This is a genomic window from Thalassospira sp. SM2505 (assembly GCF_054901115.1).
In genome coordinates, this window is record NZ_CM142731.1 from 1,677,501 (window position 1) to 1,700,495 (window position 22,995).

At 52.9% G+C, this 22,995-nt stretch carries 19 protein-coding genes, 1 tRNA gene and 2 rRNA genes (1 of these 22 cut by a window edge); 16 read left to right on the top strand and 6 right to left on the bottom strand.

From position 1 onward, the window contains the following. The 6 genes from ACTU44_RS07550 to ACTU44_RS07575 form a co-directional block, all read left to right on the top strand. Positions 1–276: ribosomal RNA gene (locus ACTU44_RS07550) — 23S ribosomal RNA — on the top strand (it extends 2,474 nt beyond the left edge of the window). Positions 277–395: 119 nt separating this feature from the next. Next, positions 396–510, top strand: a 5S ribosomal RNA gene (rrf, locus tag ACTU44_RS07555). Positions 511–626: 116 nt separating this feature from the next. Continuing rightward, positions 627–703: transfer RNA gene (locus ACTU44_RS07560), tRNA-Met, on the top strand. A 484-nt stretch (positions 704–1,187) separates the two neighbouring features. Further along, entirely contained in the window at positions 1,188–2,063 is an 876-nt protein-coding gene (locus ACTU44_RS07565; protein ID WP_462097097.1) for a diacylglycerol/lipid kinase family protein, read from the top strand. Between the two features lie 112 nt (positions 2,064–2,175). Continuing rightward, entirely contained in the window at positions 2,176–2,817 is a 642-nt protein-coding gene (locus ACTU44_RS07570) for a DUF6962 family protein (protein ID WP_462097098.1), read from the top strand. A 14-nt stretch (positions 2,818–2,831) separates the two neighbouring features. Further along, complete coding sequence (locus tag ACTU44_RS07575; RefSeq protein WP_462097099.1) at positions 2,832–3,974, top strand: cyclic nucleotide-binding domain-containing protein; 1,143 nt, start codon at positions 2,832–2,834, stop codon at positions 3,972–3,974. Here ACTU44_RS07575 and ACTU44_RS07580 read toward each other — a convergent pair. Beyond that, a complete protein-coding gene (locus ACTU44_RS07580; protein WP_462097100.1) occupies positions 3,971–5,041 on the bottom strand; it encodes a glycosyltransferase in 1,071 nt (356 codons plus the stop codon). The genes ACTU44_RS07575 and ACTU44_RS07580 overlap by 4 nt on opposite strands. Positions 5,042–5,145: 104 nt before the next feature. Continuing rightward, on the bottom strand, positions 5,146–6,213 hold the full coding sequence (locus ACTU44_RS07585; protein WP_462097101.1) for a glycosyltransferase: 1,068 nt from the start codon (positions 6,211–6,213) through the stop codon (positions 5,146–5,148). Positions 6,214–6,489: 276 nt separating this feature from the next. Between ACTU44_RS07585 and ACTU44_RS07590 the strand changes: the two genes are divergently transcribed. Both ACTU44_RS07590 and ACTU44_RS07595 read left to right on the top strand, forming a co-directional pair. After that, positions 6,490–7,446 (top strand): fatty acid desaturase family protein, encoded by a 957-nt coding sequence (locus tag ACTU44_RS07590; RefSeq protein ID WP_462097102.1) that lies wholly within the window; start codon positions 6,490–6,492, stop codon positions 7,444–7,446. 11 nt (positions 7,447–7,457) lie between these two features. Next, positions 7,458–8,642, top strand: coding sequence for a class I SAM-dependent methyltransferase (locus ACTU44_RS07595; RefSeq protein WP_462097103.1), 1,185 nt, complete (start codon positions 7,458–7,460; stop codon positions 8,640–8,642). Positions 8,643–8,672: 30 nt separating this feature from the next. On the opposite strand, the gene galE is transcribed toward ACTU44_RS07595, so the two are convergent. The 4 genes from galE to ACTU44_RS07615 form a co-directional block, all read right to left on the bottom strand. Further along, positions 8,673–9,668 (bottom strand): UDP-glucose 4-epimerase GalE, encoded by a 996-nt coding sequence (gene galE, locus ACTU44_RS07600; RefSeq protein ID WP_462097104.1) that lies wholly within the window; start codon positions 9,666–9,668, stop codon positions 8,673–8,675. A gap of 86 nt (positions 9,669–9,754) precedes the next feature. Continuing rightward, a complete protein-coding gene (locus ACTU44_RS07605; protein WP_462097105.1) occupies positions 9,755–10,360 on the bottom strand; it encodes a class I SAM-dependent methyltransferase in 606 nt (201 codons plus the stop codon). A 303-nt stretch (positions 10,361–10,663) separates the two neighbouring features. Further along, positions 10,664–12,619, bottom strand: coding sequence for a 3-hydroxyacyl-CoA dehydrogenase NAD-binding domain-containing protein (locus tag ACTU44_RS07610; protein ID WP_462097106.1), 1,956 nt, complete (start codon positions 12,617–12,619; stop codon positions 10,664–10,666). Between the two features lies 1 nt (position 12,620). Next, complete coding sequence (locus ACTU44_RS07615; RefSeq protein WP_462097107.1) at positions 12,621–13,457, bottom strand: alpha/beta hydrolase; 837 nt, start codon at positions 13,455–13,457, stop codon at positions 12,621–12,623. Between the two features lie 203 nt (positions 13,458–13,660). Here ACTU44_RS07615 and ACTU44_RS07620 point away from each other — a divergent pair, with 203 nt between their 5' ends. The 8 genes from ACTU44_RS07620 to kynA are packed head-to-tail and all read left to right on the top strand — an operon-like array spanning position 13,661 to position 22,862. Further along, positions 13,661–15,955 carry a bifunctional salicylyl-CoA 5-hydroxylase/oxidoreductase gene (locus ACTU44_RS07620; protein ID WP_462097108.1) on the top strand — a complete coding sequence of 765 codons (2,295 nt, stop codon included), beginning with the start codon at positions 13,661–13,663 and terminating at the stop codon, positions 15,953–15,955. 6 nt (positions 15,956–15,961) lie between these two features. After that, the gene (locus ACTU44_RS07625) at positions 15,962–16,720 is read left to right on the top strand and encodes an SDR family NAD(P)-dependent oxidoreductase (protein WP_462097109.1); all 759 of its coding nucleotides are present in this window, start codon (positions 15,962–15,964) and stop codon (positions 16,718–16,720) included. 2 nt (positions 16,721–16,722) lie between these two features. After that, a complete protein-coding gene (locus ACTU44_RS07630) occupies positions 16,723–17,217 on the top strand; it encodes a MarR family winged helix-turn-helix transcriptional regulator (RefSeq protein WP_258548810.1) in 495 nt (164 codons plus the stop codon). Continuing rightward, positions 17,210–18,022, top strand: a complete 813-nt coding sequence (locus tag ACTU44_RS07635; protein ID WP_462097110.1) for an enoyl-CoA hydratase family protein — start codon at positions 17,210–17,212, stop codon at positions 18,020–18,022. Before ACTU44_RS07630 ends, ACTU44_RS07635 begins: the two co-directional genes overlap by 8 nt. Further along, entirely contained in the window at positions 18,022–19,176 is a 1,155-nt protein-coding gene (locus ACTU44_RS07640) for an acyl-CoA dehydrogenase family protein (protein WP_114099968.1), read from the top strand. Before ACTU44_RS07635 ends, ACTU44_RS07640 begins: the two co-directional genes overlap by 1 nt. Before the next feature lie 22 nt (positions 19,177–19,198). Beyond that, entirely contained in the window at positions 19,199–20,824 is a 1,626-nt protein-coding gene (locus ACTU44_RS07645; RefSeq protein WP_462097111.1) for an AMP-binding protein, read from the top strand. Next, positions 20,821–22,014: a kynureninase gene (gene kynU / locus ACTU44_RS07650; RefSeq protein ID WP_462097112.1), complete on the top strand. Its 1,194-nt coding sequence runs from the start codon at positions 20,821–20,823 to the stop codon at positions 22,012–22,014. Before ACTU44_RS07645 ends, kynU begins: the two co-directional genes overlap by 4 nt. A 2-nt stretch (positions 22,015–22,016) precedes the next feature. Continuing rightward, positions 22,017–22,862, top strand: coding sequence for a tryptophan 2,3-dioxygenase (gene kynA, locus ACTU44_RS07655; RefSeq protein ID WP_462097113.1), 846 nt, complete (start codon positions 22,017–22,019; stop codon positions 22,860–22,862). Positions 22,863–22,995 lie beyond the last annotated feature (133 nt).

Consider the following 22,995-nt stretch of genomic DNA (forward strand, 5'->3'; position numbering starts at 1 on the left):
TATCTGCCGTGGGCGTAGGATACTTGAGAAGAGCTGTCCCTAGTACGAGAGGACCGGGATGGACGCACCTCTGGTGTACCGGTTGTTCCGCCAGGAGCATCGCCGGGTAGCTAAGTGCGGAAGGGATAACCGCTGAAAGCATCTAAGCGGGAAGCCCCCTTCAAGACTAGGTATCCCTATCAGATCCCTGGAAGACCACCAGGTTGATAGGCTGGGTGTGGAAGCGCAGCAATGTGTGAAGCTAACCAGTACTAATTGATCGATCGGCTTGATTGATCCCTCTTGCTACTGATCTGCAATGACTTGCGCAGCGGTAAAATCATGCAAGACCAATACATACAACAAAACTTCGCAACTAAATCACGATCTCCGATCTCTTCGCTGTGTTTGGACGGCCCGGTGGCCATAGCGGCCGGGAACCACCTGATCCCATCCCGAACTCAGAAGTGAAACCAGCCTGCGCCGATGGTACTTTGTCTTAAGGCACGGGAGAGTAGGTCACCGCCGGGCCTTCCAAATACAGCAATCATATTCCCTAACATCACTCTCAAACATCAAACGCCGCTTCTCTCAGACGCGGCGTTATCTGTTTGAACGCCAAGGCACAAACAGATCACACCCACTGACGCGGGGTGGAGCAGCCCGGTAGCTCGTCAGGCTCATAACCTGAAGGCCGCAGGTTCAAATCCTGCCCCCGCAACCAATAAAAAACCCTGTCACCTCCGGTGGCAGGGTTTTTTATTGCCCGCAGAGACAGTCTTCGAACCTGTTGCTTTCCTTGGTTGTGAGCCTTCTCATAACTGAAGGCTGAGAGCGTATGAAAAAGGTGCCAGTGGCACCTTTTTAGCTCGAAGGTTGAGCACGGCGACAGCCGTGCGCAGACTGCGCTCTCGCATCATCCTCAAATCTATCTGTTGCCTGTTTGCTCAAAGGTTCTTTGCAGAGGCCAAAGGCCGGAGCTGAGCGAGCAAAGCGAGCGCTAATCCTGCCCCCGCAACCAACATTAATAAAGCTCGCAGACAGCACAGGCTCATTGGTCCGGGAGCCCTAATTTCCCGGCTACCTACTGAATCTATTGGGAAATAAAACCTGAAATAGCTTGCCTCAAAGTAGAAAAGGTTGCTTTAAGTGTTTGCATCTTGGACAAAACAGATGTCACACACTTCAAACAGGTTCACAGCAAAAGAATGATCAAAAAAGTACTGTTGTTCTGGAACCCGGGGGCCGGAGGTGTGACGAGCCGAAAGGTTGATCAGGTCATCGACCGGCTTGAGATGTCAGGGTTTGACGTCAGGAGTGTCCATACCGAAAGACGGCGACCGATTGACGGATTGTGCCAGACCTATATTGACCATCTTCCGGGGCATGATGCGGTTCTGATTGCTGGTGGGGACGGGACGATCAGCAATGTTCTGAACGGATTGGGGGATTACCTCAATATCCCGTTCGGGATTGTGCCGCTGGGGACCGTAAATTTGCTGTCCCGGGAACTTGGCGTGACATTTGCGACTTTCGACCAGGCATTGCGAGATGGTCAAATTCGCCAGATGCATCTTGGCAATATCAATCAGTTGCGTTTCACCATGACGGCAAGTGTCGGGTTTGATGCCAGATCGGTTGAGCGGTTGAACGTTGACCTGAAAAGAAGAATTGGGGTTCCGGCCTATATCGTTGCCCTGTTAAGGACGATTGGCCTTTGCCGCAATGATCTGTTTCAGGTGACCTGTGATGGTCAAACACAGTCCGCCAAATCCGTGATTGTCATGAATGGTCAGTATTATGGCGGGTCTTACCGGCTTGGCTACAACACCGGCGTATCAAAGCCGGGTTTTCAGATCTATCTTCTTGGCCGGAATGATTTCTGGTCGATTCTGCGTTATTGTCTGGGGCTGCTTCGCGGGCGTTTGCATGATTGCGCTGATGTGAAGATGCTTGAAGCACGCGAAGTTCTGATTGATACAGCCGATAAGGCGTCCCCGGTGCAAAGTGACGGAGATGTCTATCTGAGGCTGCCAGTCGAAATCAGATCGAACACGCATTCTTACGAGGTGTTACTGCCTTAAAGACCTATGGCTTGGGTTGTCGTTGTTTGGGGTTCCGGCATTTCGGGAGAGTCTTCAGGCAAATGACGTTGTTTTAATCTTCGGGATTAAGGTGGGGCCCGATGGCCCCTGCATGATGATGCTTGATGAATTGACCTATTCCGCACTGACCGATGTTATTCTGGCATGCCTGCAAGCTTTTGCCGCCGGTCTTATGATGCGTCCGGACATTGAAAAGAAGTCTGCCGCCTGGTTCTGGGCAATTACAATGACATTGATCGCCTTGACGTTCCTGCTTGGGGCGATTGATCACGGCTTCTTTGAAGTGGCAGGACACTGGTTACATGAGCCATTGAAAATTGCAACGCGGGCCTGTGCCGCTGTTACGTCCTTCTTTATCTGCGTGAGTGCGGCAGTTCAGTTTCTGGGGCCGCGAGCACGGAAACTGGTGATCGGGATCAGCGGGATTGTCAATGCAGCGGTGATTGTGGCCGTCTTTGTTTCCGATAACTTCTTTATCGTGATGGGAAGCTATTCCGCAGCGATGATTTTGCTGCTTGTTCTGAGTATTATTGGGCTTCGCAAGGCGACAGGGTCGGTTGCGATGATTTCAGGTGTTATCATTACATTCGTTGCGTCAGCACTCCCAATTGTCGGGTTTGAGCTGTTTGACGGGTTCGGGATCTATGGCACCTATCACGTTGTGCTGATGCCGGCTGTTATTTGTTTCTATCTTGGTGGAATGAAACTGAACCGTCAGGTTGCGGTTTCCTAGAAGGGCCTGAATAAATGGGGGAAATGGTGGAAAACCAAAACCGCGGCACCGATGATCCGAGCGACGTCAGCCTTGATGAAATCGCAAGAATACTGCCCGATGTTCGTCCTGAAACGCTTAAGGCCCTTCATGCTGTCATGCGACGTTACAGGGCGCCAGCAGGGACGACGCTGATCAGGGAAGGCGATCTGACGAACTCGTTCTATTACATCCGCAAGGGGCATGTCGTTGTCTATCGCGAAGCACATGACGGGCTAGAAGAACGTCAGCTTGGCGACCTTCGTGACGGGTTGGTGCTTGGTGAAATTTCACTTCTTGATGGCAAGCCAAGATCGGCCTCGGCTCGGGTAGTTGAAGACAGCGAACTGATTGAATTCAGTCCGGCTGACATTCTTGAATTGCCCAATGGTGAAGACGTCCTTGCCGATCTTCGGGGCAGTCTGGCCGTTGCCGTGACGGGGCGTATGCGCGATCAGAACGACAAATATATCGCGGCCATGGAGCGCGAGATGATCGCGATCAAGGACCAGCAGCTTTTTGGTCAGTTCTTCCTCTATACGATGGGGGTCATGGCGATTGGTATGGTCGTCAATGATGTTCTGTCCAAACATGTGCTTAAGGTAAATATCTATACCCAGACATTTGCCTGGCAGTATCTGATGATTATTCTGGTGCCGAGTTTTCTGGTCATCTGGAAAATGGGTATCCCGTTACGTGAGCTTGGCCTGACGAAGATCGGGTTCCGGAAGTCACTTTTGGAAGGCATTATCTTTTCCATCATCGCGATGGCGATTGTGTTTGCTGCTGCCTGGGCCATGCAGGCGCTGGGGATCAAGGAACAGACGCCGGCACCCTTTATTCTGGGCCCGACGTTAAGTTATTTCTTCCACAGTCTGTTACAGGAAATGATCGCAAGGGGCTTCTTGCAGTCGTCCTTCCAGCGCTTTTTGAATGACAAGCGCGGATTGCGGTCGGTTGTGCTGGCATCCGTATTGTTCGGGGTTTTCCACCTGCATTTCGGTGTTGCCGCCGTGATGATGACAGCGATATCGGGCATCCTGTTTGGCATGCTGTATTTACGTCATCGCAATCTGGTCGGGCCGACACTTGTGCATTTCTTTGCCGGTGGCGCCGCATTCTGGAGCGGATTGATCTAGGCGTCGCCGGTCACCTTTCCCGGTGCGAAAATTCCGTCGATAATCGCAGGAATCTGTTCAGATGCCTTGTTCGGGCGCGGGGATAAAGCTTGCGCATCATGGGTGGTTTTGTCGAGCAATCGGGAAAGTGCGCTGATGAATGAGCGCGTGCTTTTGAAAGCTGATCCTGCGCCATGTTTAATGACCCATTTCAGAACCGGCAGTTCCTGGGGCAGTGCCATGGTCCGGTCCAGAAGAAGATGCTGCCCGAAATGAAGGGCTTCGCTGACACTTCCGGGACCTGGCTTGCCAACAAATATATCGGACGCGCCAAGATATTTGGGAACTTCATTGGTAAAGCCGACCACCCGATGGGCAAACGGCATTTCCATTTCTTCAAGCTGTTGTGCAAGGGCGGTGTTGCGCCCGCAAAGCAAGAGGATCTGGGCCCTGGGGGTATGAGCGATCAGGCTTTTGGTCAGTTCTTTCATGCGCCAGCTACCCTGACCGCCATATAGCATGCAGATCACCGGTACATCCGGGTCAAGGCCAAGGTCGAGTTTGGCCTGACGTTTATCAAGGTTCGAGGTGTCCTGAAAGGACGGCATGAGCAAAATGCCCTGGGTGGCATGAACACGCCCGGAAAGGTTCTTGTAAGAACCGGCCTTTTTGAAGGATTCATCGGTGCCACAGATCGCGTGATAGTCCCGACCTTTGGGGAACCAGATATGGCGACCATATTCGGTCCAGTCAGTGATGAGCACCGCACTTTGTATTGATCGGGGATCGGCGACCGTCTTGCGATAATCCTCAACCGCGTCAAAAATCACGCGATTTAACATCGGTAGAACAGAGATGACCATGTCGGGTTTCTGGCTTTTGAAATAATCACCAAGAAGCTTGCGGCCTTCACGGTAAGCCAGTTTGAAATTCAGCAAAATTCCGGCGTAATAGGTCAGGCAGAACAAGCCTGTTTTACCCTCGCCAATGATTGTCTGATTGTAGATATCTTCTGATGTCCGCTTGGTAAGGCGCTGCCAAAGGTCGAGATGGGGCATCAGTTCCACATATGGATTAACCAGGGTCACTCTATAGCGCCCGGTTGCCTCCAATACTTCCCGAAGCGATTCAGCGGCCTTCAGGTGCCCTCCGCCAGCCATTGTATAAATAACGATGATGTGCCTGCGGCTGGTCATGACAATGCCTTTGGATTGCGAATAGAGGGTGAAGGTGCTTTCAAAAGATCAACAATCGAACGGCATACATTGGCCCAGTCAAACCGTTCGCGCGCCTTGAGCGGTGCGACGGGATCGGTTGTCAGTGCCTTTTGCAATGCAGCCGGGATTTCTTGTTCGGTGTGATAAACATGAACATTGGGCAAATCGTAGAACGGTGTATTGGCAGGGCAATCGGGGATCACAACATGCCGTCCGGCCACCAGTGCTTCGGCGGTTGTCGTACACAGGACTTCGGACAGCGACGGATTGAAAAAGACGCGGTAATTGGCAATCGGTTCCCACGGGCTAAAGGCCGGGCCCTTGAACTGTACAGGTGCATTGCTCTTCTTCGCCCGAGCTTCCATTTCGCCCTGATGGGGGCCTTCGCCATAGATGTCTATTGGCAGATCAAGCGTGCGGGCTGTGTCGATGACAATATCAAGTGCCTTTTCCCACACCAGCCGCCCCATGAAATAGATACCCTGATTGTCGGCCGGAACATCGGGAACGGTTTTGAAGGCATCGAGTACGCCGGTAACCTGCTGGCGGGCAATCGGGTGATTAAGGTTTTCAAGATCAACTGCTGGCGAAAGCGGCGCGATAATGTCGGTATGTTTACACATCAATTGTTTGTTGCGCGCTTCAACCAGTTTGGCAAACAGGGCGCGATCAGGACGACCGGGACGCCGGATGTAAAATCCGTAATTGGTCATGACGATGCCCAGAATCTTTTTCGCTGCGATCTTTGAGCGTGCGCTAACTACGGGTAGCCAGCCAAAATGTTCCGGTTCCTCAATAACGTAATAGTCAGCAGCAGGAAGTGCCTTAAAGGGATTTTCAGTAATGAAGATACTATAGGCTGCTTTGGAAAAGACGCCCTTAAAGAAGAAAATGGCTGGCAAGGCCGGGACATTCATATGTTCTGCTTCTTTGCGGATCCAGTCCTCCTGCTCTTGCGGGGATTTGAAAAGTTCCTTTCCCCACAGTTTAATCTGGGATTTCCGGTCGAGCCATGGCAGGCCCAGAGCCGTTTTATGCCCCAATTGCGCGAACCCGCCGGCATGCCAGACTGAAAATATAGAGGGTCCGGTTCGCCAGGGAAGAGCTGCTGTCGATAAAACGATGATATCGAACGGATTCTCTTTATTTGTTGCCGGCGCGATCTGGGGTGATGTCAAAAGATTTAATTACCGGATTTAATTAGAGATTAAACGTGAGGTTGCAATGGACAATAAATCTATTTTGTGATTTTCTGCAAGGGGTTAGGGGAATTACATTTGTGAATTTTTATTTCATTTTTAATTGGCGCATGAACAGTCATGATTGATAAAAAATTCTTCGCCGTGAGCCCGGGGATTTACTTTCGTGATTTGTTGATCGCGATGGCAATGTTTCTGGGGGGGCTCATTTGTGCGATTCAGGCAAGCGGTGTTCTGTTTGTCGCGGGGTATCTGTTATGTGTCATTGGCCTGCATCGCGCAGGCATTTTTGGTCATGAACTGGCGCATCGCCCCAACAGCAAGCCATTGCGTGTGTTTTACTGGTTCTGGCATGTAACAATCGGCTGCATCATCATGGTGCCGTCTGCCCGGTTTTCCCAGCCGCATAAAATTCATCATCAGACCGGAACGTTCCGAACCGAGAAAGACCCGCAATATTTGCTGGTGCGCAGTGACCCCAAACTTGCGGTTTTTGTGTTGCTGGTTCTGCCTTTTGCCACCCCGCTTTATGTTGTGTTTCAAACAATTATTACCAGTATTGGCGGGATGCAGCTTGAAGAATGGATCGATCGGTTTTCGCAAAAGCATCTGAATTTCTCGACCAGTACCCCGGTCCCAGACGCCAAGAAGAACGAAGTCGTCTGGTTATCGCGTCTTTCATTGCTGTATCTGATCGCGCTGGTCTGGTTGTTGCCACAGTTTGTCGGGTTTGTTTATGCGGTCCTTGTTGGTGCCTGGTTGCTAATCGTGCTGCGTATTCCGTTGGAGCACGAACTGGAAATCCACGCCGAAACGTCATCTCCTGATGATCAGATGTATGACAGTTTCACCGTTGAATCTCCGATTGCCGTGATCATTCAGCCCATCGGTTTTCGCTATCACACGGCCCACCACATGTATCCGGGCGTGCCGTACCACAATTTGCCAGCCCTTCATCAACATCTGAAGGCAACAATACCCGCCTACAATAATTCGGTTGTTTCATCGTATTGGGAACTCATCAAAGGTCCGAAATACCAGAAGAAGCAATTTCAGGAACAAGAGCAGAAGGTTTAAAGGGAAATACAATGAAGAATGCCATTCAGGAAATTGCCAAGGCAATGCATCACACCGACCCGGAAAGCAGCTTTGCTGTGCGCTTTTGGGATGATGATGTGTTTCAGATTGGTGATAAGCCGGCATTTACGCTTTGGTTCAAGGAGAAAGAGGCTGCGTCAAAAACACTGGCTGATGGTTTCCTGGGCTTTGGCGAAGCCTATATGACCGGAATGCTCGATGTTGAAGGGGACATGCAGCTTCTGTTCAAGCTCGGTTTCAGGGTTGGCTATACCGAATACAAAATGTCATGGAAGGCCAAGCTGAACATCCTTGTGCAGTATTTCCTCAATCAGAATACGCTTAAGGGGTCGAAGAAAAACATCAGCCATCACTATGATGTCGGTAACGATTTCTACGAGCGGCTGCTGGGCCCGACGATGGCCTATACCTGTGCCTATTACAAAGATCCGAACAACACCCTCGAAGAAGCCCAGACCAACAAGTTTGATCTTGTCTGCCGCAAACTGCGTTTGCAGGAAGGCGAAACGATTGCCGATCTCGGGTGTGGCTGGGGTGGGTTTTTGATCCATGCAGCCCAGAATTACGGCATTACCGGTGTGGGCGTTACCGTGTCTCGTGAACAGGTCGAATATGCCAATCGTAGAATTGCATCACTCGGTTTGCAGGATAAAATCCGTGTCGAGCTGAAAGATTACCGCGATGTCGAAGGCGTCTTTGACAAGGTGGTGTCTATTGGCATGCTCGAACATGTCGGGCTTAAGTTCCTGCCGGTGTTTTTCGACAAGGTAAAACAAATCCTGAAACCCGGATCTCTGGGGTTGATCCATTTGGTGGGTAATGACGAGCTTCACAAAGCTGATCCCTGGACGGACAAATACATTTTCCCGGGGGCACAGGTTCTTGATATTACAAACATTATTGGCGGCATCTGCAAAAAGAAAATGAACGTCATCGACGTTGATAATTTGCGGATGAACTATGAACTGACCCTGTTCCACTGGCTTGATAACTTCAACGCAAATATTGACTGGATCCGCGAACATTATGACGAAGAGTTCGCGCGTCGCTATTACCTGTATTTCCAGGTCAGTGCGGCGTCATTCCGGTATGGTGAAAACCGGTTGTTCCATGTTCTGTTCTCGAACGGGCTGAAGAACGACATGCCGCTGACCCGCGAATATATGTATCAGTAAACCGACAAATACGAATACCGAACCGGGAATTCAGTCATTCCCGGTTCGGTGATGCCGGTGCCAGCTCAGGGCTGTCTTGATGATATTGTCGAGCGAACTTTGAGTTGGCGACCAGTTCAGATGCTGCTTCGCCCGTTTTGCCGAAGCATAAAGGGCGGGGACATCGCCGGGGCTTCGCGTGACGATGGCATGCGGGACTTCTTTTCCGCTCAGCCGTTTGACAGCATCAAGGATGTCCTTGATGGATGTTCCATTTCCGGTTCCGAGATTGAACGCGTCTGACGCGCCGCCATTTTCAATATAGGTCATGGCATTGACATGTGCGGTCGCCAGATCGTTGACATGGACGTAATCACGGATCGCGGTGCCATCGGGCGTGTCAAAATCATTGCCAAATATCTGCAAGGCGGGTGCTTTGCCCAAGGCCGCCTGAATAGTCAGCGGAATGATGTGGGTTTCGGGCGTGTGATCTTCGCCAATTTCAAGGTCCGGGTCTGCGCCAGCCGCATTGAAATAACGCAAGGCAACCCATTTCAAGTCAGACGCTTTTCCAAGGTCATGCAAGGCTTGTTCAACAAACAGTTTTGAACGCCCATATGGCGATTGCGGGTCTTTTTCCGTGCTTTCATCAATTGGAAGAGACTTGCAATCCCCATATACCGCGCAGGTCGAAGAAACGACGATATGATGGACGCCATGACACTGCATCGCATCGAGAAGACGCAGTGAGCCAACGCAGTTATTCACATAATACTTCATGGGATCGGCGACAGATTCCCGCACATAGGCGCTGGCGGCAAGATGCATGACCATATCGGGACGATGCTTCATGAAGGCATCATTCAGGTCATTGGCGTTGGTAATATCCCCCTGATGCAAAGGCCCCCATTTGACAAAGCTTTTGTGCCCGGTGCTCAGATTGTCAAAGGCAATCGGGATATGACCATGGGTATGCAATGCCTTGCAAACATGACTTCCGATATATCCGGCGCCACCTGTGACCAGGACTTTTTTTTGTAAACTCATGTGCTCGTTTTCTAACCTTGCCAGCGATTTCTTGCGACATTGCGGGTTAAAGGGATTGGGGCGACGGGGGCTTTCCGGGCGACGGCTTAAGTCTGGGCGTGCTTTTCCAGTTTCGAGACAAAATGATATTGGCGGTCAAAAAGATGTCCGATGACACCCGGCCAATATCGAAGCGGATGGACTTTTGCCTTTTCCACAAGACCGGCGCGGTCAAATGCCGACTGCCACTGTGCTGATGACAGGAAATTATAGGGCAACGGGACCCCTGTTCCGGCATTTCCCAGCCAGTCGAGAACAGTCAAAGTGCGATGGTCCCATTTGCTGTCAGCGATATGATCTTTGACAATGACCCACTTGCGTGCGACGCGTCTGGCTTCTTGAAGGATCGCTGTCGGGTTATCGGTATGGTGAAGCATGTCAATGCACAGAACCGCATCAAAAGAATCATCTGCAAACGGGATTGTCGTTCCGTCATAGACTGAGACGGGAATGGCGCAATCGGGCTGTACAACAACATCGACGCCGGTGATTTGACGTTTGCCGTTATTCTGTTTCAGTCTTTTTGCCAGCTGACCATGACCACATCCCATATCAAGAATGGACAAGGGAGCGAGTGCGAGGACCTGCTCGATAGCCGCAACAATCCCGTTCTGACGCGGTTGGTCTGCCCACTTGACGAAGGACCTGATCATATAAGGTTATAACCCTGTTAAAACTGCGAACCGGCTTTGGTTCGTATCCGCTGGCACCGCGCAAGGTTCTCTGTATGAGCTGACCAAACCAGGATGACCCGTTTAGCGGTTTTCACGAAGAACCAAACTCTGACGATTATCGGTTAAATAATTGTAACGGAATAGTTTAATTGTGTTTGACCGACAGGAAAGTAAAGAACTTTCCTGTGAACAAGCCACAAGCAGTTTTGCCAAGCGAGTTCTGATCCTCAAAAAGCAAAGCAAGGCGGGCTTGTTCAATGCCCTACCTTGCATGTTCTCGGATCAGTTCCGTGTCAGGTACATCGGCCCGCCCTTGTGACGCGGGAAGCCATAACCGTTGACCATCACAACATCGATGGCATCCGGGCTGCGGGCGACGCCTTCCGCCACGATTTTGTCGCCTTCGTTGCGCATGGCGGTAAGGATGGTATGGATGATTTCGTCATGGCTGAAGCTGCGTCGGGTGATGCCCTTTTTCTCTGACTCGGCGATCACAAGGGTATCGACTTCCGGGTCCGGCTCCGCCTTGCCGGTTTCGTCATAGCGATACCAGCCAAGACCGTTCTTTTTGCCAAACCGTCCCATCTCGCAGAGATAATCGCCAAGTGCGACATAGCGTTCGGCCGGATCGCGGAAGGGCGCAAGGCGCTTGCGTGTGGCCCAGGAAATCTCAAGTCCTGCCATATCCTGCATGGCAAACAGACCCATCGGAAAACCGAACTCGACCATCGCGTCGTCAATCTGATGAGGAAGGGCACCATCTTCGAGCATATATTCGCAATGCTTGCGATAGGCCGACATGATGCGATTGCCGATAAAGCCATCGCACACACCACAAGGCACCGCAATCTTGCCAAGTGCACGGCCAAAGGCAAAAGCTGTTGCAAGGCTTTTGGCATTTGCCTTGTCTGTATGCACAACTTCAAGCAGCTTCATGATATGGGCTGGCGAGAAGAAATGAAGGCCAATGACCCGGCCAGGATTGACGCATTTTGCCGCAATCTCGTTGATATCAAGATAGGACGTGTTCGAGGCCAGAACCGCATCAGCCTTGCAATGCAAAGACAGTTTTCCAAACACATCATGTTTGACATTCATGTCTTCGAAAACAGCTTCAACCACAAGATCGGCATTGCGAAGGGCAGCGTAATCGGTGCTGGTTGAAAACGCGGCCAATAACTGATCAAAGCGATCCTGCGTGATCAGCCCGCGCTTTACACTCCCCGACAAGTGCTTTTCGACCGTGGCGCGCCCGTTTGCGCACGCTTCATCGTTACGCTCGATGATCGTTACATCAAAGCCAGCCAGAAGGGATGCTGTTGCAATGCCCGCTCCCATGATGCCGCCGCCAATGACACCGACTTCGCGGATAGCATTTGGTGCAACACCATCAATCTCGGGAAGCTTCCCGACGGAACGTTCGGCAAAGAAGATATGGCGCAGGGCCTTTGATTGGTCGCTGTCGCGCAGCTCAACGAACTTTTGGCGCTCGAACGTCAGTCCGGTTTGGGCATCCTCATCAACCCCGGTGCGGATTGCGTCGATTGCAACAACAGGTGCGACCTGACCTCGGGCTTTCTTGATGGTTGTGGTCGTGATGTCATCCCATTCATCCGCGGACGGTGCTTTGACAGGCTCCCTTGCGATCAATGGCACCGGCAGATCAAGCTTCTGGATTGTCTGGGCGAAATCCTTTGCTGCATCAAGAAGTGCACCATGGCAAATCGCATCAATCAGGCCAATTTCGTTGGCCTTGGTGCTTGAAACGGGTTTCCCAGACGTGATCATGCTGATGGCGTCATGCACCGGAACAAGCCTTGGCAGGCGCACGGTCCCGCCTGCACCGGGGATCAGGCCGAGATTGACTTCCGGAAGGCCAAGCTTGGCGGATTTGTCGGCAATCCGGTAATGACATCCCAGCGCAACCTCAAGCCCGCCGCCCAGTGCATGACCATGAATTGCTGCGATTACGGGTTTGGTCGATGCTTCAAGACATTTGATCACATCTGGCAGGATCGGGGCCTTGGGCGGTTGTCCGAATTCTGAGATATCCGCTCCGGCGATGAAAGTCTTGCCCGCACAGATCAGGATCGCAACATTGATGACTGGGTCGGCATCGATCTGATCAAGGGCATCAACAATACCTTCACGTACAGAATGACTGGTGGCGTTGATCGGCGGGTTATTGATCATGATAACGCCAATATGGCCTTCACGGGTCAGGGTGACGGTACTCATATCAGTTACCCTCGCCACAGATCGGCGTCAGAAGGCAAGCCGTCAGATCAGATTCAGGATCGGCAAGATCGGCGATCACATCGAAATGATGTTTCTCCGGCGCATGTACCGAACGTGTCGATGCGCCAAGCCCGGTCCATATATTGGCAAGAAGATCGTTCTGGCGCAAAAATTCCGGACGTTCGTTTGCCCCGACCCAGCAGGTGATCGAACAGGGAAGTGCCGGTTTGAGAAGAGCGGCACTTTCGGTTGTGGCTTCTTCTTCATCCAGGCCCAGAACATCATTCATCGACGTGTTCAAAAGCGGGCGCAAATCATGCAGGCCCGAAATCGATACTGTGTTTTCAACACGCGCAAGAACGGACGGCGCCAAAGGTGAGGTATTCGATACCATCCGGCTGACAAGATGCCCGCCCGCCGAATGGCCGGTCAGATGAATGGGACCGGAAATGCGTGCTGCGACATGATTGATGGCCGATGCAACCTGTCGGGTGATATGCGACAAACGGGCATCAGGGGCAAGGGTATAACTTGGCAGGCAAACAGCCCAGCCTTTGGCAACCGCACCATTTGCAAGATGCGACCAGCTTGATTTGTCAAACGCCTTCCAGTAGCCGCCATGGACAAAAACGACCAAGCCCTTGGGCGTTCCATGGGGCAGGAACAGGTCATATTTTTCGCGCTCTGCGGTGCCATAGGCGATATCAAGTTCGGCGCGACCATCGGCGATCAGGGCATCACGAAACCGGGATGACTGTTCTGCCCACATGCCCGGAAAGGATCCGGCATTGGCAATGTGGTCACCATTGGCATAGGCATCATCCCAGTCGGTAATCATGTGAATTCATCCCTGATCGTTTGGTGTAGTGGCACGTATCGCCCGGATCCTACAGGCGCGCACAATTCGTTTACAGGCCAAATTCTAGGCAAATCCGAAGATATTTCAAACTTAAAATATTTGTGCTTGAAATAAAATAAAACGAGGCGTACCGTTTTATCAGTTTCCCGAAACAACCAAACAAATCAGGAAGGGAAAAGCTGGTGAGAGTAGCTTGTCTGGGTGGTGGTCCTGCGGGACTGTATTTTGCAATCTCGATGAAATTGCGCGATCCGGCCAATGAGGTCGTGGTGATCGAGCGCAACAAGCCCGACGACACGTTCGGCTGGGGCGTGGTGCTGTCTGACGAGACTCTCGACAACCTTGCGGCCAATGATGCCAAAAGTGCCGAGGCCATTCGCGCCAACTTTTCCTATTGGGATGATGTTGCGGTTCAATATCGCGGTGAAAAGACCCTTTCGACCGGTCACGGTTTCTGCGGCATTGGCCGTAAAAAGCTTCTGATCCTGCTTCAGCAGCGTGCCCGCGAACTTGGCGTCGACCTGCGTTTCGAGACCGAGGCCGAAAGTGCGGCAACCTACGCCAAGCAATATGATCTTGTCGTTGCCTGCGATGGTTTGAATTCGAAAACCCGCACCGAATTTTCTGATCAGTTCCAGCCCGACATCGATACGCGTAAATGCAAATTTGTCTGGCTGGGCACTCATCAGAAATTTGATGATGCCTTTACCTTCATCTTCGAGCAGACCGACAAGGGCTGGGTTTGGGCGCATGCCTATCAGTTTGATGATGAAACCGCGACCTTCATTGTCGAATGTTCGCAAGAAACGTGGGATGCATACGGCTTTGGCGAGATGTCCAAGGAAGACTCGATCGCAACCTGCGAGGCGATTTTCAAGGATCATCTGGGCGGCCATCCCCTGATGAGCAACGCCCACCATATTCGTGGATCTGCATGGTTAAGCTTCCCGCGTGTGCTTTGCAAAAGCTGGTCACATGAAAATATCGTTTTGATGGGGGATGCTGCGGCAACTGCGCATTTCTCCATCGGATCAGGTAGCAAGCTTGCCCTTGAAAGTGCCATTGCGCTGGCAAATTATCTGCATTCCGAGCCGGACCTGAAATCAGCCTTTGCCAAGTATGAGGATGAACGTCGCCTTGAAGTTCTGCGTTTGCAGTCGGCGGCACGCAACTCCATGGAATGGTTTGAGGAGATCGAACGCTACTTCGATTTCGATCCGGTCCAGTTCACCTATTCGCTTTTGACCAGATCACAGCGCATCAGTCACGAGAACTTGCGTATGCGCGATGCCAAGTGGCTTGAAAGTGCCGAAGGCTGGTTCCAGCGCAAGGCAGGATTGCCCGCATCAGAACCGGTGCGTCATCCGATGTTCGTGCCCTTCAGGCTGCGTGATATGGAACTTAAAAACCGTATCGTTGTCTCGCCAATGGCGCAGTACAAGGCGGTTGATGGCTGTCCGACCGACTGGCACCTGATCCATTACGCGGAACGCGCCAAAGGCGGGGCGGGACTTGTTTACACCGAAATGACCTGCGTCTCGCCCGAAGGGCGGATTACGCCGGGTTGTCCGGGCGTTTATGATGATGCCCATGAAGCGGCATGGAAGCGGATCACTGATTTCGTTCATGCCGAAACGGATGCCAAAATCTGCATGCAGATTGGTCATTCCGGACGCAAGGGGTCGACCCAGCTTGGCTGGGAAGAAATGGATGCCCCGCTAAAAGACGGTAACTGGCCGCTTCTGTCGGCTTCTGCCATTGCCTGGTCGGATCGCAATGCGGTGCCAAAGGCCATGACGCGCGAAGACATGGATTTGGTTCGTGATCAGTTCGTCGCATCGACCAGGATGGCGGATCGTGCCGGATTTGACATGATCGAGGTTCATGCCGCCCATGGGTATCTTCTGTCATCCTTCATCAGTCCGGTCAGCAATAGCCGCGCTGATGAATATGGCGGATCGCTTGAAAACCGGATGCGTTACCCGCTTGAAGTCATTAATGCCGTTCGTGCGGCATGGCCTGCCAACAAGCCGATGTCGGTACGTATTTCGGCCAATGACTGGGTTGGTGATGCTGGCGTAACACCAGAAGAGGCGGTTGAAATCGCCCGTATCCTTCAGGCCAATGACGTTGATATCTGTGACGTGTCCGCCGGTCAGACGACCAAAGATGCCCGTCCGGTCTATGGCCGCATGTTCCAGACTCCGTTCTCGGACCGTATCCGCAACGAAGCCAAAATGGCGACCATGGCGGTTGGCAATATTTACGAACCCGATCACGTCAATTCGATCCTGATGGCAGGGCGTGCGGACCTTGTCTGTCTGGCCCGTCCGCATCTGGCTGATCCATATTGGACGCTGCATCAGGCGGCCAATCTTGGCAATCGCACCGAAAACTGGCCGGCTCCCTATTATGCCGGACGTGACCAGATGTGGCGTTTGGCTGAGCGCGCCGATGTCATGACCGGAAAGGTGTAAGTCGTGATGGGTGATCTTGCCATTCAGCGTGCATTGATTACCGGCGGCGGGTCGGGTGTCGGGGCCGTCATGGCCCGAATGCTGGCCGATACCGGGGTCAAGGTTGCTGTGTCTGGCCGTCGGGTCGATGTACTTGACGCGGTCGCCCATCATGAAAATATCACGGCAATTGCCGCCGATGTGACCGATGAAGCATCGGTGCGCAACATGTTTGCCACCATGGTGAATACCATCGGCGCACCTGATCTGGTGATTGCCAATGCCGGTATGGCCGAAAGCGCACCGATTGGTAAAACGTCGGTCGATCTGTGGCGACGGACAATTGATGTCAATCTGACCGGTACTTTCCTGACCTTCCGCGAAGGACTGGCTGTAATGGACAAGACCAAGCCGGGCCGCTTGATTTCGATTGCGTCCACAGCCGGTCTTAAGGGGTATGCCTATGTCACCGCTTACTGCGCGGCGAAACACGGCGTTGTCGGGCTGATCAAGGGCATGGCGGTTGAACTCGCCAACAGTCCGATCACAGTCAATGCGGTTTGCCCAGGCTTTATGGAAACACCGATGCTTGAAAAGTCGGTGGAAAATATCGTTGCAAAAACCGGCATGAGCCATGATCAGGCACGCGCAAGTCTTGCAAAAATCAATCCGCAGAACCGCTTTATCCAGCCAGACGAAGTCGCAAATACCGTCATGTGGCTGTGCAGTGCCAATGCGCGATCAATCACCGGCCAGACAATTTCCGTGTCGGGAGGAGAAGCATGAACATGGATAATTCCCAGGGCCTTGCCGGACAGGGCGGAAATGAAACGTCCGATCTTTCCAAGGCACGCCTGCGGGCATGGCTTCAGATCCTGAAAGTATCGCGCAAGATCGAAGGCGAACTTCGCGAAAAAATGCGCGTCGAGTTCGGATCGACCCTGCCGCGTTTCGACGTTCTTGCGGCCCTTTATCGCGAACGCGACGGCATGCGCATGAGCGAACTTTCCAAATCGCTGATGGTGTCAAACGGCAATGTCACGGGCATCGTTGATAGACTGGTCGCAGAAGGACTGGTTGTCCGTTTGCCGGTTGAAAATGATCGACGCGCATCCATCGTGCGCCTGACCGAAGCGGGCGAAAAGGATTTCGCCGAGCGCGCACTGGTTCATGAAAGCTGGGTATCTGATCTGTTTTCCGATCTTTCGTCATCGGATGCCGATGCCCTTATTCGAATTCTTCGCACCATCTCCCACCATAACGAGGCGCCCCACCATGACTAAGATGGCCAACATCAAGCCGACCCATTTCAATTGGCGGATGGAGGGGGACGTTGCGGTCATTTCACTGGATCGCCCGGATCGTAAAAATCCGCTGACCTTTGAAAGCTATGCCGAGCTTCGCGATACCTTCCGCGATCTGGTTTATGCCGATGATATCAAGGCCGTGGTGTTCGGATCGAACGGTGGCAATTTCTGCTCTGGCGGGGATGTGCATGACATTATCGGTCCGCTGATCAACAAGGACATGAAGGGACTTCTGGAATTCACCCGCATGACCGGTGATCTGGTCAAGGCGATCATTGGCTGTGGCAAGCCGGTGATTGCGGCGGTGGATGGCGTTTGTGTGGGTGCGGGGGCAATCATTGCCATGGCATCCGACCTTCGTCTGGCAACGTCTGCTTCCAAAACCGCGTTCCTGTTTACCCGTGTTGGTCTTGCCGGTTGTGACATGGGCGCATGTGCAATCCTGCCACGTATCATCGGTCAGGGTCGGGCGGCCGAACTTCTTTATACCGGACGTTCGATGTCAGCCGAGGAAGGTGAACGCTGGGGCTTCTATAACCGTCTGGTCGAGGCTGATATTCTTGAGGCCGAAGCAATTGCGCTTGCAACCCGCATTTCCCAAGGCCCGAATTTCGGTCACATGATGACCAAAACCATGCTGGCCCAGGAATGGAACATGTCGATTGAACAGGCCATCGAGGCCGAAGCTCAGGCGCAGGCCATCTGCATGCAGACCGAGGACTTCAATCGTGCCTACAAGGCCTTTGTCGCCAAGGAAAAACCGGTGTTTGAGGGTAACTGATGGCGGATACATCCTACCTTGACTGGCCGTTTTTCGAAGATCGTCACCGTGAACTGGCGACCCGTCTTGATGCATGGGCAAGCGCCACTCTGAACAATATTGATCACAGTGACGTCGATGCAGCATGCCGCGATCTCGTCGCGCGTCTGGCCGACGGTGCGTGGCTTCGCCATGCCGCGATTGATCATACCGATCCGAATTCAAAATTGGATGTCAGATCACTTTGCCTGATCCGCGAGACACTTGCGCGCTATGACGGGCTGGCCGACTTTGCATTTGCAATGCAGGGGCTGGGGAGTGGCGCGATCTCTTTGTTCGGTTCTGATGCCACCCGGGGGGAGTGGCTTCCAAAAGTACGTACCGGCAAAGGGATCGCTGCCTTCGCCCTGACCGAACCGCAATCAGGATCGGATGTTGCCAATATCGCGCTTGATGCAAAGCGCGATGGCGACGCGTTTGTCCTGAATGGTGAGAAAACCTGGATCTCCAATGGCGGCATAGCCGATTTCTATTGCGTGTTTGCGCGGACCGGCGAAGCTCCGGGCGCAAAGGGGCTTTCGGCATTTGTAATCCCGGCCAATATTCCGGGGTTCGAGATTGCCGAACGTCTGCACACCATTGCCCCGCACCCGCTTGCTCGGTTGAAATTCACTGATTGCCGTATTCCGGCTTCAAGCCTGATTGGCAAGGGTGGGGACGGTTTCAAGATTGCCATGTCGGTTCTTGATGTCTTCCGTTCGACCGTGGCGGCAGCTGCCCTTGGCTTTGCCCGTCGTGCCCTTGATGAAACCATCAAGCGTGTTCAGGAACGCGAACTGTTTGGTGCACCGTTATTTGATCTTCAGATGGTGCAAGGGCATGTGGCGGATATGGCACTTGATATAGATGCCAGCGCACTTCTGGTCTATCGCGCCGCATGGCTCAAAGACAGCGGGGCTGCGCGCGTCAGTCGCGAAGCCGCGATGGCAAAACTTTATTCAACCGATCATGCACAAACCGTCATTGATAAGGCGGTGCAAATTCATGGCGGCGATGGTGTGCGCAGTGGGCACATCGTTGAATCGCTATACCGGGAAATTCGCGCCCTTCGCATTTATGAAGGCGCGTCTGACGTCCAGAAAATAATCATCGCACGGCAAACGCTGGCGCAATAATGGCTGTATCAGGGACTTCACAATGCTCGGACCAACCGCACATACCGATAGCTTCACACGGGACAAGCTCCCGCCGCTCAATGAATGGCCGGAAATCAATCTGGATGGGTTCGACTATCCTGAATATCTGAATGCCGGTGTCGAGCTGACCGACAAAATGGTCGAACAGGGTTTCGGGGATAATACCGCCCTGATCGGAAATGGTCGCCAGCGAACCTACAAGGAACTGGCTGACTGGACCAACCGTATTGCCCATGCGCTGGTCGAAGATTATGGCATCAAGCCGGGTAATCGCGTTCTGATCCGTTCGGCCAATAATCCGGCAATGGTGGCCTGCTGGTTGGCTGCGACCAAGGCCGGTGCGGTTGTGGTCAATACCATGCCGATGCTGCGTGCGGGTGAACTGGGCCAGATCGTTGACAAGGCCGAAATCGAATTTGCCCTTTGCGATACCCGTCTGATGGATGAACTGGTTGCCTGTGCGAAGGACAGCAAGTTCTTAAAAAAGGTCATCGGCTTTGATGGGACCGCCAACCATGATGCCGAACTTGATCGCATTGCCCTGACCAAATCGGTCAAATTCGAGGCGGTCAAAACCGGGCGTGATGATGTTGCACTGCTTGGCTTTACATCGGGCACCACCGGGAGCCCCAAGGCCACCATGCATTTTCACCGTGATCTTCTGATCATTGCCGATGGTTATGCCAAGGAAGTCCTGAACGTTACACCAGACGACGTATTTGTCGGCTCCCCGCCGCTTGCCTTTACCTTCGGGCTTGGTGGTCTTGCGATCTTCCCGCTGCGTTTCGGGGCAACAGCGACGCTGCTTGAAAAAGCATCCCCGCCCAACATGATCGAAATCATTGAAACCTATAAGGCAACGGTCTGTTTTACTGCGCCGACGGCTTATCGTGTGATGCTTTCGGCCATAGAAGACGGTGCCGATCTGTCATCGCTGCGTGCGGCTGTTTCTGCCGGTGAAACCCTTCCAGCCCCGGTGTATGAGGCATGGATGGCCAAAACCGGCAAACCGATGCTTGATGGCATTGGTGCGACCGAGATGCTCCATATCTTTATTTCCAACCGTTTTGGAGACAGCCACCCGGCCTGTACCGGACGTCCGGTAGGTGGATATGAAGCCAAGATCGTTGATCATGACATGAACGAAGTACCGGTAGGCACGGTTGGCCGTCTTGCGGTGCGGGGCCCGACGGGCTGTCGTTACCTTGATGATGTTCGTCAGGCGGTTTATGTGCGTGATGGCTGGAACCTCACCGGGGATGCGTTCTTTGTTGATGAAAATGGCTACTACCATTTTGCCGCACGCAATGACGATATGATCGTCTCGTCGGGCTATAACATTGCCGGCCCGGAGGTCGAAGCTGCCTTGCTATCCCATGAAGCGGTGGCCGAATGCGCGGTGATCGGTGCCCCTGACGAAGATCGTGGCACCATCGTTCAGGCCCATATCGTGTTGGCGGATGGTTTCCACCCGACACCCGAGATGGCCAAACAGCTTCAGGATCATGTAAAAGCGACGATCGCGCCGTTCAAATACCCGCGCTCCGTTGTCTTTATCGAGACATTGCCCAAAACCGCGACTGGAAAAATCCAGCGCTTCAGACTTAAACAGGAAATGTCTGCATGACCGACTTTGCCGCCACCAAATCCCTGTTCCATATTCCCGAAGGTATCATTTACCTTGACGGGAACTCGCTTGGCATGCTGCCGAAAACGGCGGCTAACCGTGCCAAGGAGATGATTGAAAAGGAATGGGGGGAAATGCTTATCCGGGGCTGGAACGAAGCCAAATGGATGGAGCAACCCGAACGTGTCGGCAATCTTGTCGCCCGTTTGATCGGGGCGGCACCCGGTACGGTGGTGATGGGCGACACCCTGTCGATCAAGGTTTATCAGGCGCTGGCAAGTGCGCTTGAAATGCGCCCGGATCGCAAGGTTGTTGTCTCGGACAACGGCAATTTCCCGACCGATCTTTATATGGCGGATGGCCTGATCAAAAGTCTTGATAAGGGCCATGTCCTTAAAACGCCAAATCCCGAAGATGTCGAAAGCCTGATCAATGAAGATCTGGCAGTGTTGATGTTGACCCAAGTGGATTACCGCACAGGCCGCATGCATGACATGAAACGCGTCACCGAACTGGCGCATGCGGCTGGTGCATTGGTGATCTGGGATCTGGCCCATTCGGCGGGTGCGGTGCCGGTTGATCTGGCCGGTTGCAATGCAGATTTCGCGGTGGGATGTACCTATAAATATCTGAATGGTGGCCCCGGCGCACCGGCCTTTATCTATGTCCGCTCTGATCATGCCAAGGTTGCGCGCCCGGCACTTTCAGGCTGGCTTGGCCACGCCGCACCCTTTGCCTTTGACCCGGATTACACCCCGGCACCGGATATCTCGCGCATGCGTGTTGGCACGCCGCCGGTGATCCAGATGACCGTTCTCGAAGAAGCAATGAAGGCGTGGGACGGTATTGAAATGTCTGATATCCGCGCGCGCAGCATCGAGCTTTGTGAACAGTTCATCGCGGGTGTCGAGGCATCCTGTCCGATGCTTGAACTGGCAAGCCCGCGTGAAGCGGAACGCCGTGGATCACAGGTGTCGTTCAAGTTCGATCAGGGCTATGCGGTGATGCAGGCCCTGATTGCGCGCGGTGTGATTGGTGATTTCAGAGCACCTGACGTCATCCGTTTTGGCTTTACCCCGCTTTATATCGACAATGCAGATGTCGATGGTGCGGTCAAAATCCTTGCTGAAATCATGGAAACGCGGGCTTGGGACAAGCCGGAGTTTCATAAACGCAATGCGGTGACCTGATCATGGCAAAGCCAACCAAACCTTATGATCCCAGTACCGAAGGTGCCCGGACGGATTTCTCCGATCAGATGTCCTATGGCGATTATCTGTCACTTGATGCGATCCTGACGGCCCAGCATCCGCACTCTGATGCCCATGATGAATTGCTGTTCATCATTCAGCATCAGACGTCCGAATTGTGGATGAAGCTTGCGATTCGCGAAATCGGTGCGGCCCGCAACGCCATCCGGGGTGGCGATCTGCGCCCGGCCTTCAAGATGCTTGCGCGTGTTTCACGTATTTTCGAGCAGCTCAATAATGCATGGGATGTTTTGCGCACGATGACGCCAAGCGATTACACGACATTTCGTGATGCGCTTGGCCCGTCATCCGGGTTCCAGTCCTATCAGTATCGCCAGATCGAATTCATGCTGGGCAATCGCAATCACGCGATGTTGCGTCCACATGCGCATCGTGAAGACATTCTGGAAATGCTCAAGACCGAACTGGCAACACCCAGCCTGTATGACGAGGCCCTCAACCTTGTTGCGGCCGAGGGAATTGAACTTCCCGATCACATCCTGAACCGTGATGTATCGGCACCCTATACCCCGGACGATGCAGTGATTGCTGCCTGGCACAAGGTTTACAGCGACCCGGCGAAACACTGGTCGCTTTATGAGCTGGCTGAAAAGCTGGTCGATTTCGAAGATTACTTCCGGCGGTGGCGCTTTAACCACGTGACCACGGTAGAACGCGTGATTGGCTTTAAACGCGGGACCGGTGGAACGGGTGGGGTCAGTTACCTCAAGAAAATGCTGGAAGTAGAACTGTTTCCGGAACTCTGGCGAGTAAGAACCACGCTTTGAGGATGGACGGACCCGATGCAAATACTGCAAAATCAGGGGCAGGCATCAGGTTCACAAGAACCACGACGCAAAAAGACATAAATGTCGTGGGATCAACGTGTTGCTAAAAAACTGAATGTATTAACACGGAGGC

Bases quoted from the DNA above. Each gene is read 5' to 3' on its own strand.
- ACTU44_RS07565 (WP_462097097.1), top strand. From the start codon at position 1,188: ATGATCAAAAAAGTACTGTTGTTCTGGAACCCGGGGGCCGGAGGTGTG.
- ACTU44_RS07570 (WP_462097098.1), top strand. From the start codon at position 2,176: ATGATGATGCTTGATGAATTGACCTATTCCGCACTGACCGATGTTATT.
- ACTU44_RS07575 (WP_462097099.1), top strand. From the start codon at position 2,832: ATGGGGGAAATGGTGGAAAACCAAAACCGCGGCACCGATGATCCGAGC.
- ACTU44_RS07590 (WP_462097102.1), top strand. From the start codon at position 6,490: ATGATTGATAAAAAATTCTTCGCCGTGAGCCCGGGGATTTACTTTCGT.
- ACTU44_RS07595 (WP_462097103.1), top strand. From the start codon at position 7,458: ATGAAGAATGCCATTCAGGAAATTGCCAAGGCAATGCATCACACCGAC.
- galE (WP_462097104.1), bottom strand. From the start codon at position 9,668: ATGAGTTTACAAAAAAAAGTCCTGGTCACAGGTGGCGCCGGATATATC.
- ACTU44_RS07605 (WP_462097105.1), bottom strand. From the start codon at position 10,360: ATGATCAGGTCCTTCGTCAAGTGGGCAGACCAACCGCGTCAGAACGGG.
- ACTU44_RS07610 (WP_462097106.1), bottom strand. From the start codon at position 12,619: ATGAGTACCGTCACCCTGACCCGTGAAGGCCATATTGGCGTTATCATG.
- ACTU44_RS07615 (WP_462097107.1), bottom strand. From the start codon at position 13,457: ATGATTACCGACTGGGATGATGCCTATGCCAATGGTGACCACATTGCC.
- ACTU44_RS07625 (WP_462097109.1), top strand. From the start codon at position 15,962: ATGGGTGATCTTGCCATTCAGCGTGCATTGATTACCGGCGGCGGGTCG.
- ACTU44_RS07630 (WP_258548810.1), top strand. From the start codon at position 16,723: ATGGATAATTCCCAGGGCCTTGCCGGACAGGGCGGAAATGAAACGTCC.
- ACTU44_RS07635 (WP_462097110.1), top strand. From the start codon at position 17,210: ATGACTAAGATGGCCAACATCAAGCCGACCCATTTCAATTGGCGGATG.
- ACTU44_RS07640 (WP_114099968.1), top strand. From the start codon at position 18,022: ATGGCGGATACATCCTACCTTGACTGGCCGTTTTTCGAAGATCGTCAC.
- ACTU44_RS07645 (WP_462097111.1), top strand. From the start codon at position 19,199: ATGCTCGGACCAACCGCACATACCGATAGCTTCACACGGGACAAGCTC.
- kynU (WP_462097112.1), top strand. From the start codon at position 20,821: ATGACCGACTTTGCCGCCACCAAATCCCTGTTCCATATTCCCGAAGGT.
- kynA (WP_462097113.1), top strand. From the start codon at position 22,017: ATGGCAAAGCCAACCAAACCTTATGATCCCAGTACCGAAGGTGCCCGG.